Origin of the sequence: Saccharopolyspora sp. NPDC049357 (assembly GCF_040677225.1) — a bacterium.
GTDB lineage: Bacteria > Actinomycetota > Actinomycetes > Mycobacteriales > Pseudonocardiaceae > Saccharopolyspora.
Map to the genome: position 1 here is coordinate 37,281 of NZ_JBFAQJ010000009.1, position 13,047 is coordinate 50,327.

Genomic DNA, 13,047 nt, shown 5'->3' on the forward strand with positions numbered 1-13,047 from the left:
CTGTTGTGGGACCTGCGGCTGCTTGATCCCGAGGTTCTGGACCACCTCGCCGCCGCCTTCGCCGAGCGGGCCTCGACGGCCTGCGGCGTGGTCGTGCCGGCGCCGTCGAAACAACCGCCGGTGAAAGCCGGGGCCTGCGACGGTCTTCGTCCGTACGACGCAGCGGCCACGCCGAAGGTTGTTCGCACGGAACGAGATTTCTCCTCCGGTGCGCGCATCGCGGGTGCGGTGCGGCTGACGGATCCGCATCTGGTGGACGAACGGCTATCGTGTGACGCCCGGTGCCCGGGAGGGTTCGGGGTGACAACCGTGGAGGTCGGGATGGTCGTGGGGTTCGAGGACGTCGTCGCCGCCGCGGAGCGGTTGGAGGGGGTCGCCCACCGGACTCCCGTGCTGCGGTCCCGGTTGATCGATGAGCAGCTCGGGGCCGAGGTCTTCTTCAAGGCCGAGAACTTCCAGCGGATGGGGGCTTTCAAGTTCCGCGGGGCCTTCAACGCCGTGTCGAAGCTGTCGGAGGAGCAGCGGCGGGCAGGCGTGGTGACCTACTCGTCCGGGAACCACGCACAGGCGATCTCGTTGGCCGCTCAGCTGCTGGGGGTGCCCGCGACGATCGTGATGCCGCATGACGCTCCGGCCTCGAAGGTGGCCGCCACCAGCGGCTATGGCGGCAAGATCGTGCGCTACGACCGCTACTCCGAGGACCGCGAGGAGATCGGGGACGCCCTGGCCCGGGAGCAGGGGTTGACGCTCATCCCGCCCTACGACCACCCGGACGTGATCGCCGGGCAGGGGACCGCGGCCAAGGAGCTCTTCGAGGACGTCGGGGACCTCGACGCGTTGTTCGTGCCGCTCGGCGGAGGTGGGCTGCTGTCCGGGACGGCCTTGGCCACCAGGGCTGCGTCTCCCGGGTGCCGGTTGCACGGGGTCGAGCCGGAGGCCGGCGACGACGGGCTCCGGTCGTTGCGCAGCGGGGAGATCGTGCACATCGACACGCCCCGGACCATCGCCGACGGGGCGCAGACGCAGCACCTCGGCGCGCACACCTTCGAGATCATCCGGCGGGACGTCGACGACATCCTGACCGCGAGGGATGACCAGCTCGTCGAGGCGATGAAGCTGTTCGCGACCTACCTGAAGATCGTCGTCGAGCCCACCGGGTGCCTCGGGTTCGCCGCCGTCCGAGCCGCCGCGCCGGAGTTCGAGGGCAAGCGGATCGGTGTGATCATCAGTGGCGGCAACGTCGACCTGGAGCGCTATGCGAATCTGCTGGGTAGCTAAGAATCAGTCACGTGACTTAAGCTGGCGCGCATGAGCGCCGCGACCTCCCGGGCAAGTGCCACCAAGGAGCGCATCCTCGACGTCGCTGAACGGCTCTTCGCCGAGCAGGGCGTCTTCGCCGTGTCCAACAGGCAGATCAGCGAAGCCGCAGGTCAGGGTAACAACGCCGCCGTGGGCTACCACTTCGGGACCAAGGCCGATCTGCTGCGCGCCATCGTGCGCAGGCACGCCGAACCCGTCGAGGCCAACCGCGAGCGGCTGCTCGGTGAGATCGGCGACTCCCGCGACGTGCGCGACTGGCTGACCTGCCTGGTGCTGCCCTCGGTCGAGCACCACGCCTCGCTGCGCGGCTCGACGCTCGCGCGCTTCTCGGCCCAGCTGATGAGCGACCCGGCGCTGCGCGAACTCGTCGTCGCCGAGGCGTTGTCCGGGCCGACGCTCATGCGCGTGATGGACGGTCTCAACAACTGCCAGCCGGACCTCCCGCTGCGCGCCAAGATCGTGCGCAACGACATGACCCGGCACGTGCTGGTGCACATGATGGCCGAGCAGGAACGCGCCCTCGCCGAGGGTGCGGCCCGGCTGACCTGGGAAGAAACCGCCCAGAACGTGATCGACGCGCTCACCGGCCTCTGGCTGGCGCCCGTCACCGAGTGAGCCGGAAGAGGACACCGAACGTGAGCGAAGTTCTGGTCGTGGGTGCTGCGGCAGCCGGGTTGACCACCGCGGACGCCTTGCGGCGCAAGGGTTTCGACGGATCGATGACGGTGCTGGGCGCCGAATCCCACCCGCCCTACGACCGGCCGCCGCTGTCCAAGCAGGTGCTGGCAGGGCAGTGGGAGGCCGAGCGGACCAGCCTGCGCAGCCCCGAGGCGCTGGACAAGCTCGACGCGGAGTTCGTGCTGGGTGATCCGGCCGTGGCGCTGGACGTCGCCGCGCGCACCGTGCGCACCGAGTCCGGACGCGAGCTGCGAGCGGATTCGGTCGTGGTCGCCACCGGAGTCCGCCCGCGCAGGCTGCCCGGTCAGGACGGGTTCGCCGGGGTGCACGTGCTGCGCACGCTGGACGACGGCGTCGCGTTGCGCGCCGACCTGCTGGCCGCGAAGCGGCTGGTCGTGGTCGGGGAGGGCGTGCTCGGCAGTGAGATCGCCGCGACCGCGAGCGGGATGGGCTGGACGTGACGCTGACCGGCCCGCTCGCCGCGCCGATGGCGGCCCAGCTCGGCCCGGAAGCCGCCGCCGCGCTGGGAGCGCTGCACACCGATCAGGGCGTCCGGCTGCGGCTGGGTGCCGCCGTCGACGGCCTGGTCGGCGACGGCGGTCAGGTCAGCGGGGTCCGGTTGGTCGGCGGCGAGGTGCTGCCCGCGGACGTCGTGGTGGTGGCCATCGGCGCTGATCCGGTGACCGGCTGGCTGGAGGGCAGCGGGCTGATCGTCGACCGCGGGGTGGTCTGCGACTCCCGGTGCCGCGCGGCCGACGGGATCTACGCCGTCGGTGACGTGGCCCGGTGGGAGCACCCGGAGTTCGGGGTCATCCGGTTGGAGAACCGGACCAACGCGAGCGAGCAGGCGATGGCCGTCGCCGACAACATCCTCGGCGGGGACCGCGCGTACCGGCCGGTCCCGTACTTCTGGACCGACCAGTTCGACGCGAAGATCCACGTCCACGGGGTGCTCTCGCCCGATGACGAGGTGACCGTGGTGGAAGGCGACCGCGCCGAGCGGCGTTTCGTCGAGCTGCACCACCGCGGTGGCCGGGCCGTCGGCGTTCTGGGCTGGAACATGCCCAAGCAGACCCGGCAGCACCGCAAGGCGCTGGTGGAGGCGCTCACCGCGGGGGCGTGAGCGCCGCCGTCAGTGGACCGCGACGAGGTCGCGGGCCTCCTCGTCCTGCTCCATCTCGACCCGGACCGCGGCGATCTGACGGCGTCCCCAGCGTTCGGAGAAGCCGTAGCGGTTGCCGAGCTGGGCGCCGGTGATCGGCTCGCCGATCTCCAGCGAGAGCCGGTAGTCGCGGCGCGCGAAGGTCCGCTTGTCCTCGTCGCTGAGCGGGTCCGCGGGAACCGGTGGCAGCGTGAGGGTCTGCTCCGAGAGGTGCGGGCGCTCGTGCGACCCGGTGGAAGTGGTTTCCTCCGAGCGATTTTCGTCGAAATCGTCGTCGCGCTCGGTCGTCTCCGTTTCCGCTGCGGTGGTTTCGCGCTCCTCGGGCGGGGGCCCGACGTCGCGGACGACGGACTCGCGCACGACGGGTTCGCGCGCGGCGGGTTCCGGGCGGATCTCGGCGGCCTGCGGCGGGAGCTCCTGGGTCGGTCGAGGCGGAGCGGGCGTGCGCTCGGCCGGAACCGGTGCGGGTTCCGGGGAGGTGGAGGCGATCGCCGCGGGCCGCATGGCCTCGTCCTGCTTGCCGAGACCGGCGATCTCCGAGACCGGGATGTCGGTGACCTGGCGGCGGAAGGCGCCGGAGGTGCCGTCGCGGTCGACCAGCCAGCGCAGCACGAGCAGTCCCGGGCGCAGCCGCAGGCGGCGCTTGCCGTGGCGTTCCTCGAAGTCCGCGCGCAGCTCGGCGAGCACGACGTCGAAGACCGCGACGGCGGCGACCGGCAGACCGGCGGCGACGATGCGCGCTTCCGGGGTGAGCTGGTGGATCCAGTTGATCCACGACGAGATCGCCGTGAAGGTCCACATCAGGAGCCGGCCGCGCACGGCGCTGCGTCCGTAGATCGAGGCGCGGTAGGTGATCAGCGTGGCACCGAAGGCGGCGCCGTCGAAGGTCGCCGGGATCAGCCAGGCGGTCCAGTAGCTGAAGCCGACCATCTGGTCTTGGCCGTAGGCGTGCAGGCCGACGAAGCTCGCACCCCAGCCCATGAGCGCGGCGAGGGCGACGAACCCCAGGGCGGCGCGGGAAAGCCAGAGCCCGTGGCCGGATCTCGTACTCGGTTGCTCGCTCAACGTCGGTCCAATGCAGCCGGGTCATCGCGGGACCCGCTGATGGTAGACAAACACCACCCGATCAGGTGACAACACCAGAGCGCTCGGCATGCATTGTTATTGGCGACTTCTCGCCAAGACCACGAACACCCCAGTTCAGAGCGATCAGATCGCAGTTGCGAAGAACTGGAGTGATCCGGAGCTCACCTCTCCGTCCGGAACGGGACCGTGAGCCACGGGCTGCCGTGCTCGGTCAGCAACGCGCGGTGCGCCTCCAGCACATCGGTGTAGGTGGCGCCGAACGCCTCGTCGTCGAAGTGCAGGCAGCGGCCCAGGACGTAGCCGACCGAGAACTCCGCCCACGACGAGTAGCGGGACCGCACCTCCTGCCCGACCAGGTCCAGCGCCTCGTACATCTCCGCCTGCGTGGCGTACCGGGCACCGCGCCCCCAGCGGGCCATCTTCGACGCCCTGCCCAGGTCCCAGGCGGCGACCGTGCGCACGTAGCCGCTCGGCGGCAGCAGCTCGTCGGCCCGGAACCGCGCCTCGTACCGGATGATCTTGCCGACCAGCCCGCACAGGAAGTCCGCGTAGGAGTCGACCTCCGGGCTCCCGCCGCGCTCGGCCGACGCGCCCGGGACGTTGGCCGCGATGTTGTTGCGGATCGTGGCGTCCACGCACTCCCGCCACCGCTGCGGATCCACCTGCGGGCCCTCGGTGCTGACCAGGAAGTTCCGCGCGCCCAGCACGAAATCCCAGTCCGAGGTGCTGACATCGCAGTTGAGCAGCCGGTTCTGCAGGTTGATCCAGTCCTGGCGGACCTTCACGCCCCAGCCCTCGGACAGCCGTTCCACCTCGCCGCTGTAGCCGAGCCCGTGCCAGTCCAGGTTGTTCCACGCCTCGCCGTTGAGGAAGCACAGGTGCGCACCGCAGGCCAGGCCGTGCAGCAGCTCGGTCGGCTCCGCGCCCCCGCTCAACCGGGTCACCAGCCGGTTGCCGCTGAAACCCGGTGCGCCGAAGCGCTCGTAGGCGGCCTGCCAGCGCTCCCGCTCCTCGTCGGTGACGTCCAGGTACAGCTCGCACGGCGTGTTCGCGTTGACCACCAGCACGTCGACCTCGTCCGGGATGATCTCCGACAGCGCGCGCAGCGAGACGAACTCGTACACCAGGTAGGGATGCGGCCGCGGCAGCATGTCCTGGGTGTAGACGAAGGTCGCGATGCGCCCGTCCCCCAGCGTCGAGGTCACCATCTGCCGCTTCGCCGGGTTGCTGTGCGCGTGCACCAGCGCCACCGGGTGGTACACGCCGGTCGCGGCCACCACGCACAGGTAGGACCAGGGGTCTTCGTCGAGGATGGCTGAGCAGAGCTCTCTTTCGACTGCGGTCGGCGGAACGAACGGTTGGTCCCTGGGGATGATCGGGACGATCTCGTCGTGATCGTCGACCTCACCCACGGTGTAGTACGGGCCAGAAGCCCCGCCGAGCGGAGGAGTCACGGGCACGAACTTACTCAGCGCCATCGGGCGAAGCCGCCATCTGCGACAACTTGCCAACGGGGCTGATCAAGCGATCTTTCACGACGCTGCGAGGGCTCGCTCGAAGTCGTCGATGAGGTCTTCGGGGGCCTCCACGCCGACGCTGATGCGGATCAGGTCGTCGGTGACTCCCAGGGCGAGGCGGTCCTGCGGGCTCATGCCCGCGTGGGAGGTGGCGGCCGGTCGCGTGATCAGCGACTCCACCCCGCCGAGGCTGGGCGCGTCGAACGGCAGCCGAAGGGCGTCGATGAGCTTCTGCGCCGCCGCGACCCCGCCCGCCGGGCGGATGCTGAGCATTCCGCCGAAGCCGTCGAACAGCTCCGAGGCGCGGGCGTGGTCGGGGTGGGAGTCCAGACCTGGGTGGTTGACCTGCTCGATCTCGGGCCGCGCTGCGAGGAACTCGGCCAGCCGCAGCGCGTTCTCGTTCTGCGCGCGCACGCGCAGCGCCAGCGTCTTCAAACCCCGCGCCAGCAGGAACCCCGCGTGCGGGTCGAGGCTGCCGCCGAAGTGGTTGGCGGTGGTGCGGGCGCGCTCGACGTGCTCGGTGCCTCCGACGATCGCGCCGGCAACGATGTCGGAGTGCCCGTTGAGGTACTTCGTCGCGCTGTGCAGCACCAGGTCGAAACCGACGGTCAGCGGGCGGAAGTTCACCGGTGTGGCGAAGGTGTTGTCGATCAGGCTGATCAGCCCGTTCGCCCGCGCGAACGCCGCGATCTCGGGCAGCCTGCCGACCCGGACCAGCGGGTTCGTGATGCTCTCGACCAGCACCGCCTTGGTCCGCGGGGCGCGCGCGGCCTCCCAGGTGTCGGGGCGGTGCGGGTCGATGAAGGTGTAGCTCCAGCCGAAGTCGGCTGCGTGGTGGGTGAGGAAGTCGTGCGTGCCGCCGTAGAGGCAGTCGCCGACGAGCAGGTGGTCGCCGCTGCGCAGGACGCTGTGCAGCGCGGTGGAGATCGCGGCCATCCCGGACGCGGTGGCCAGCCCCGCTTCGGCGCCCTCCAGGGCGGCGAGCTTGTCGTGCAGGTAGGACTGCGACGGGGTCGAGTTCAACCGGATGTAGCGCAGGTCGTGGTAGTCGGTTCCGCTCGGCACCGAGTACACCGTGCCCTGGTAGATCGGGTACACCACCGATCCTTCGGGGCCTGGCCGGCGTTCTCCGCCGTGCACCGCCAGCGTCTCGATGCGGTCCTCGTCCATGCTCGACCCCTCCCGTGCGCGACCTGCTCGTCAGCCTAGGAACGCGTCGACGCGCCGGAAAGCCCACCGGGTTTGACCTGATCGGGTGACTCTCGGTTGGGTGGTAAGGCGTTCCGGGCGCTGAACCGGAAATTCCTTCACCGCCGTGCACCCTGCGTGGCCCCTCCCCGAACCGAGCGGGGCGGGTGTCGCACCGTTCACCGGTAATCGCGACCACAGTGGACCCTGGGTGCTCGAATCGATTCTTGTGGTGGATGCGCGGACCGGTCCACTCATTGTCGATGAACACAAGTCGGGCGCCGGAGAACGGTTATTCGGGAATGCGCTGAATGCCTCGCTCCGCTCCAATCTTTTCCGGGCTGCCCCGACGCCGGATGAATTCGTCCGGCGTATGCCAACAGGATTCACCGAGCCGGAGGCGCAGGGCGCCGATGGCGCCAGGAGTGAAAACACAATGGCATTGCGAAGAAGACCCGTACTCAATGATGTTCTTGGTTTCCTGATCACCGCCGGACTCTGCGCCGGTGGAATAACCGCAGCGACGGTCGCTGTGCAGGATGCCCACCCCGAGCGGAATATCCCGGCCGTGCGCGAGGTCGCGCACACCGCGGCCGTCCCCCCGATCGAATCCGGACCACCAGCTCCCCGGCCCGACCCCTGGCTCGCCCCGACGCGCGGCGTGATCAGCAGCGGGTTCGAGATGCGGTGGGGCGAGATGCACAAGGGCGTCGACATCGCCAACAACGTCGGCACGCCCATCAGGGCCGCCTCCGCGGGCACGGTCATCGATTCCGGCCCTGCCAGCGGCTACGGGCTGTGGATCCGGATCGCGCATCCCAACGACACCGTTTCCACCTACGGCCACATCGATTCGGCCTACGTGCCGGTGGGCCGAAAGGTTCAATCCGGTGATCTCATCGCCGCGATGGGCAACCGCGGTCAATCCACCGGACCGCACCTGCACTTCCAGATCGAGATCAAAGGGCAAGCGGTCGACCCTGTCTCGTTCTACGGGGAGCCGCGGTTGCTGACCCATTGGCCCGCGGAATAGGAACGCGAGCGTCCAGCGCGTTAACCCTGGTGAAGTAGCTCCAGCGCATCGGCGCGCCGCCGGATCACCGTTCTGCCACCCGGTTGAACGGTGATCCGGCGGCGCTGCCACAGTGTCCTGACCCGGAACCGCCCAGCACTCTCCGGCATCGCGCCACTCACTGTTATCACTGCCGGGTATTGCGAGGTTCGCGGCGTTCGAGGCCAGCGGTGATCACTCGGCGCAATCGATGATGGACCCAAAGAACCAGTCGAGAGTCACCCTCCTGGCCGATTGTCGTGGAACTCCGGGAGCTACTTCGATCGCACTAACGCGCTGGAAGGACATGTGATGGAGCGAGTGGATACGGCCGGGATCGTCGGCGGTGGGGTGCTCGCCGAGGACCGCCGGCAGGGGGACTGGGAGCGTCGAATCGCCCAGCGCTCCGAGGAGCTCTACCGGGAGCGCATCGTGCAGCGGTTGCTGCTCGTGTGGGCCGTCCCGGGAAACCTGCTGCTCGCCGCGGTGGGGGCAACGCTGCTGGCGTTATCGACCTCGGTGGTGCCCGCCGCGGTGACGTTCGTGATCGCCACCGCGTCCGCGGGCGTGGCGGCGGTCTACGTCTACCGGCAGCACTTTAAGGTTCGCGCGGTGGACACCGACCTGCGCGCGCTCGAAGGCGCGCACCGCGACATGCTGTTGGACGAACTGGGGACCGGCGACCTGCTCGACGCGCACCGGCGCTACCGGGCGCAGCTGCCGGAGCTGATCGAGCGCTACCGGCACGAGGCGCGCAGCGACCGCTGGAAGGACAGCGCGCTGCAGGCCGTCGTCATCGGCGGATCGATCGTCGCCGCCACGGCGACGGCGATCGCAGCCGCGGTTCCGGAGATCCGCTGGTTCGCCATCGGGCTGAGCCTGCTGGTGGCGGTCTCCGCGGCGTACGCGGGCTACACCAAGCACCGCGACCGCGCCGCCTCCTGGCAGGAGACGGCCGACGCGCTGGAGCGCGAGTACGAGTCCGTGGAACTGCGAGTGGGGCGCTACCGCCGATTCGGTTCCGAGCGCGAGGCGTACGCCGAATTCGCCGAAGCCGTCGAGGCTTTGCGCGCCGAACGGGCTCGGCGGTTGCCGTCGGGAGTCAACGACGGGCTCATGCAGTAATCAAGATCGGTGGGCCATCCCTCGATCGTGAAAAGAATGCCGCGCAAGGCGATCACCGGTTGTTGATATTTCCTCCTGGCGTGATCGCTGAATAGTGTCAGGTGGTTCTTCCGTAATCTCCGCCGGGCGCACAGGACTCGGCCTGTGCAGAGAGGAGCATTGCGATGAAGCGCACCTTTACCGCGGCGGCCGCCGTACTGGTCGGTGGCGCCGGCGCCGTCGGCTTCGCAGCCACGGCCACAGCTGCCGAGACCCCGCAGCTGCCGGCATCGCTGCCCACCGACAACGGCGCGGCGAACACCGCGTTCCACGCCGCCGGAACCCTCGCCTCGGCGCAGAAGACCGTCGGTGACGTGGTTCCGCTCGAAGAGCACCTCACCGGCCGCTCCGGCGACCCGGTCAGCCAGGTCGTCGGCGGTACCCCCGCCGCGGGCCTGCTCAAGCCGGTCGTCGACACGGTGCAGAACGCCAGCACCGGCCACACCCACAACCTCAACCCGGCCTCCGCGCTCGACGAGGCCCCGCTTCCGGTCGGTTCCACGCTGCCCGCGGGCAAGAGCGGACTGCCCGGTCTCGACGCCCTCGGCCCGGTGAGCGACGTCGTCGGTGGCCTGCCGGTCGCCGACGCGCTGCCCGTCGGCAAGAGCGGACTGCCCGGTCTCGACGCCCTCGGCCCGGTGAGCCAGGTCGTTGGCGGCCTGCCGGTCGCCGACGCGCTGCCCGTCGGCAAGAGCGGTGCGACCGGTGCCCTGCCCACCACCCTGACCGGCACGCTGCAGCAGGTCACCCAGTCCCCGCAGACCAAGCCCGGCCAGCTCCCCACCAACGTCGTCGGTGACACGGTCAGCAACGTGGCGCAGGGCAACACCGAGCTCGGTGGCGCTCCGCTGCCGACGGGCAAGACCGACCCGGTCAGCGGCCTGGCCGGTGGCCTTCCCGTCGTCAGCGACGTTCAGGGCATGACCGGTAAGAGCGACCCGGTCGGCGGCTTGGCCGGTGGCCTTCCCGTCGTCAGCGACGTTCAGGGCATGACGGGCAAGAGCGACCCGGTCGGCGGTCTGGCCGGTGGCCTTCCCGTCGTCAGCGATGTCCAGGGTCTGACCGGCGAGACCGGTGCTCCGCTGGACAAGGTCAACGACGTCGTCTCCCACGGCCCGCTCGGCTCCACCACTCAGCTCGGCAACTGACATCCCCGATCCTGCCCGCCCGTCGACGCGCCGGCGCGCCTCCTACCCGCCGGTCGAACCGGGCGAACGGCCCCCGAAGCAACGAGTTTCACGCCTCGCCACACCCCTCCCGGCGAGGGCGTGACCTAAAGGGCGGTGCGCGCTTCCCGGCGCGCGCCGCCCTTTTCGCGCTCGTGCCCGCTCGGCGACGGTTTCACAGCTCCACGACGCCCGCCGAGCCGTTGACGGTGATGGTCTGGCCGTCGGTGATGCGCGCGGTGGCGTCGGGAACCCCGACCACCGCTGGGATTCCGTACTCGCGGGCGACGGTGGCGCCGTGGGAGTTGGGTCCGCCCATCTCCATCACCAGCCCGGAGGCGGTCAGGAACAGCGGGGTCCAGCCCGGGTCGGTGGACGGGGCGACGAGGACGTCGCCCGGGGTGAGCCGGGCGTTCGCGGGGTCGCGGACGACCCTGGCGATTCCGGTCACGGTGCCCGCCGAGGCGGACGTTCCGCGCAGCGCGTTCCCGCTTTCCGCCGTGGCCAGCAGGGTTTCGGGCTCGGTGCCGTCGGAGAGCAGCAACCTGGGCAGGTGCTTGCGGCGCAGCTCGCGCTCGTGGGTCGCCCGCCGGGCGGCGATCAGCGCGCGGTGGTCGACGCCATCGATCAGCTCCGAGAGTTCCTCGTAATCCAGGAAGAACACGTCCGACGGATCTGAGATCCGGTCGGCCGAAGCGAGTTCGTCGCCGATGTTCCGAAGGTGTCTCCGCGCGGCGGCGATTCCGAGGACGGCGCAGTACTTCGGCAGTTCGCGCATCCCCGCCAGCTGCCGAACCCGGTCGAGCAGGAAGTTCGCGAGCCCGGCGTGCACGCGGTTGTGCAGCCGGGACACGATCTCGCTCGCCTTCACCGCGGCCTCTTCGGCGCGCTGCCGGAAGCGCTCCGCTGCGTCGTGCCCGGCTTCGCCGGTGCGCGCGTAGTTCTCGACCAGCGCCAGCACCTGGCCGGGTTCCTCCGACCAGCGCGGCAGTCCCGCGTCGATCTCACCCGCCGTGCGATGTCCGTGCGTGGCCAGGAAGTCGTCGAGCGCGCGGAGGACGTCGGCGGGGAGGGCTCGATCCCTGTAGCGGTCGGGTAGGTCGGCGACGTCGGGTCCGATGTGCTGCGCGATGGCCCACAGCTCCAGGTCCATCTCGGTGGTCACGTTGTGCGGGATACCCGACAGGACCTCGTGGATCTCCGCCTCGGTCGCGCGGACCAGCCTCGGCAGCAGCCGGCTGAGCAGCAGGATCGGCATCATCCGGGGAGCCACCCACGCCATGCGCGGGGCGGTGCTCCGCAGCAGCGCGTGCCTGGCCGTGTCCAGTCGTTCTCGCGCGGTCCTCGGTTCGGGCGAGAAGAGTTCGGCGCGGAGCTCGTCGACCCGGCGGAACGCCTCGGCGCGTGCGCGTGCGGGATCGCGCAGGACCCCGGCGAACAGCAGCGGAATCCGGTTGCGCGCGAGCAGGAGGCCGAACGCGCGCAGCGTTCGCGCGGTCGCGCCGGGCTTGCGCGGCAGCCGGGGATCGTTCAGCAGGGACTCGTAGACGCGACCGGTGCGCGCCTCCGCGGCCGCCATCAACCGGGGCAGCAGCGCGCGGCCGACCCGGTTCCCGGTGGTGCCGGTGATGTCCAGGAGCAGCCACCCGTCGACGGGGCGGAACGGCGCCGGCCGCGCAGCCGGTGCGGACAGGCCGAGTTCGCGCAGCACACCGGTGGCCAGCAGGCCCAGCGTCGCCACGCCCATCGGCGTCAGCGGCCGGTAGACGCCCTGCGCGACGTTGACCGACAGGTACATCCGCAGCCCGTCCTCGGTCTCGGCGGGCAGCGGGAACAGCGTGGTGATCGGCCGCGACTGGGTCAGCCACACGCCGTCGGCGCCGATCGCCCACTCCAGGTCCTGCGGCGTGCCGTAGTGCCGCGCCACGTCCTGGCCGAGCTCGGCGAGTTCGCGGGCCTGCTCGTCGCTGATCGACGCGGTCCCGGAATCCTGGGCGACGGTCTCCACCCCGCCGCTCGCGACCGAGCGGACGCTGGTGGGTTTGTCGCCGAGCCGCTTGGTCACCCGGTCGCCGGACACCACGAAGTGGTCCGGGGTGACCGCGCCGGAGACCACCGATTCGCCGAGCCCGGTGTTGGCGTCGATCACGCAGGACGCCCGGTTCCCGGTGACGGGGTCGGCGGTGAACAGCACCCCGGCGGCGCTCGCGTCGACCATCTCCTGCACGACGACCGCGAGCCGCACCGAGGAGTGGTCGATCCCGTTCGCCTCGCGGTAGGAGACAGCGCGGTCGGTCCACAGCGAGGCCCAGCAGCGGCGGACCGCGTCCAGCAGCGCTTCGGCGCCGACGACGTTGAGGTAGGTGTCCTGCTGGCCCGCGAAGCTCGCGTCGGGCAGGTCCTCGGCGGTCGCCGAGGAGCGCACCGCGACCGGGCCCGCGCCGAGCTCGGCGTAGGCGTCGGTGATCGCGGTGGTCAGTCCCGGCGGGAGAGCGGTGGCGGTGATCCGGTCGCGGATCTCGGCCGCTGATCCCGGCAGCCCGTCGAGCAGGTCCGCGACGCGGCAGACCTCCTCGTAGGCGGCGGTGGTGATCACGAATCCCGGCGGCACCCGGAACCCCGCCCCGATCAGTTCGCCGAGGTTGGCGGCCTTGCCGCCGACCACCTCGCCCGTTCCCGCGCGGACCTCGTCGAGTCGCAGCACCGGCACGGCGA

At 70.5% G+C, this 13,047-nt stretch carries 9 protein-coding genes and 1 pseudogene; 6 read left to right on the forward strand and 4 right to left on the reverse strand.

Annotation, left to right across the window (positions count from 1 at the left end; all coding sequences use genetic code 11):
- The first annotated feature begins 321 nt into the window (after window positions 1–321).
- The 3 genes and pseudogenes from AB0J91_RS10090 (at window position 322) to AB0J91_RS10100 (ending at window position 3,121) form a co-directional block, all read left to right on the forward strand.
- Window positions 322–1,278: a threo-3-hydroxy-L-aspartate ammonia-lyase gene (locus tag AB0J91_RS10090; protein WP_363866508.1), complete on the forward strand. Its 957-nt coding sequence runs from the start codon at window positions 322–324 to the stop codon at window positions 1,276–1,278.
- Window positions 1,279–1,308: 30 nt separating this feature from the next.
- A complete protein-coding gene (locus AB0J91_RS10095) occupies window positions 1,309–1,935 on the forward strand; it encodes a helix-turn-helix domain-containing protein (protein ID WP_363866198.1) in 627 nt (208 codons plus the stop codon).
- Window positions 1,936–1,955: 20 nt separating this feature from the next.
- Window positions 1,956–3,121: pseudogene (locus AB0J91_RS10100) on the forward strand (FAD-dependent oxidoreductase).
- A 9-nt stretch (window positions 3,122–3,130) separates the two neighbouring features.
- Here AB0J91_RS10100 and AB0J91_RS10105 read toward each other — a convergent pair.
- The 3 genes from AB0J91_RS10105 to AB0J91_RS10115 all read right to left on the reverse strand — a co-directional run bounded on the left by AB0J91_RS10105 (window position 3,131) and on the right by AB0J91_RS10115 (window position 6,933).
- Complete coding sequence (locus tag AB0J91_RS10105; protein ID WP_363866201.1) at window positions 3,131–4,225, reverse strand: DUF2637 domain-containing protein; 1,095 nt, start codon at window positions 4,223–4,225, stop codon at window positions 3,131–3,133.
- 182 nt (window positions 4,226–4,407) lie between these two features.
- Complete coding sequence (locus AB0J91_RS10110; RefSeq protein ID WP_363866203.1) at window positions 4,408–5,700, reverse strand: DUF1266 domain-containing protein; 1,293 nt, start codon at window positions 5,698–5,700, stop codon at window positions 4,408–4,410.
- A 78-nt stretch (window positions 5,701–5,778) separates the two neighbouring features.
- The gene (locus tag AB0J91_RS10115; RefSeq protein WP_363866206.1) at window positions 5,779–6,933 is read right to left on the reverse strand and encodes a PLP-dependent transferase; all 1,155 of its coding nucleotides are present in this window, start codon (window positions 6,931–6,933) and stop codon (window positions 5,779–5,781) included.
- Between the two features lie 229 nt (window positions 6,934–7,162).
- Between AB0J91_RS10115 and AB0J91_RS10120 the strand changes: the two genes are divergently transcribed.
- The 3 genes from AB0J91_RS10120 to AB0J91_RS10130 all read left to right on the forward strand — a co-directional run bounded on the left by AB0J91_RS10120 (window position 7,163) and on the right by AB0J91_RS10130 (window position 10,314).
- Window positions 7,163–7,984, forward strand: a complete 822-nt coding sequence (locus tag AB0J91_RS10120; protein WP_363866209.1) for a M23 family metallopeptidase — start codon at window positions 7,163–7,165, stop codon at window positions 7,982–7,984.
- Window positions 7,985–8,314: 330 nt separating this feature from the next.
- Window positions 8,315–9,127: an SLATT domain-containing protein gene (locus AB0J91_RS10125; RefSeq protein WP_363866212.1), complete on the forward strand. Its 813-nt coding sequence runs from the start codon at window positions 8,315–8,317 to the stop codon at window positions 9,125–9,127.
- Between the two features lie 164 nt (window positions 9,128–9,291).
- Window positions 9,292–10,314: a hypothetical protein gene (locus tag AB0J91_RS10130; RefSeq protein ID WP_363866216.1), complete on the forward strand. Its 1,023-nt coding sequence runs from the start codon at window positions 9,292–9,294 to the stop codon at window positions 10,312–10,314.
- A 193-nt stretch (window positions 10,315–10,507) separates the two neighbouring features.
- Here AB0J91_RS10130 and AB0J91_RS10135 read toward each other — a convergent pair whose 3' ends face one another.
- Window positions 10,508–13,042 carry a PEP/pyruvate-binding domain-containing protein gene (locus AB0J91_RS10135; protein ID WP_363866219.1) on the reverse strand — a complete coding sequence of 845 codons (2,535 nt, stop codon included), beginning with the start codon at window positions 13,040–13,042 and terminating at the stop codon, window positions 10,508–10,510.
- Window positions 13,043–13,047: the final 5 nt, after the last annotated feature.

Excerpts from the sequence above, each read along its gene's own strand:
- AB0J91_RS10090 (WP_363866508.1), top strand. The coding sequence starts at position 322 with ATGGTCGTGGGGTTCGAGGACGTCGTCGCCGCCGCGGAGCGGTTGGAG.
- AB0J91_RS10095 (WP_363866198.1), top strand. The coding sequence starts at position 1,309 with ATGAGCGCCGCGACCTCCCGGGCAAGTGCCACCAAGGAGCGCATCCTC.
- AB0J91_RS10115 (WP_363866206.1), bottom strand. The coding sequence starts at position 6,933 with ATGGACGAGGACCGCATCGAGACGCTGGCGGTGCACGGCGGAGAACGC.
- AB0J91_RS10125 (WP_363866212.1), top strand. The coding sequence starts at position 8,315 with ATGGAGCGAGTGGATACGGCCGGGATCGTCGGCGGTGGGGTGCTCGCC.
- AB0J91_RS10130 (WP_363866216.1), top strand. The coding sequence starts at position 9,292 with ATGAAGCGCACCTTTACCGCGGCGGCCGCCGTACTGGTCGGTGGCGCC.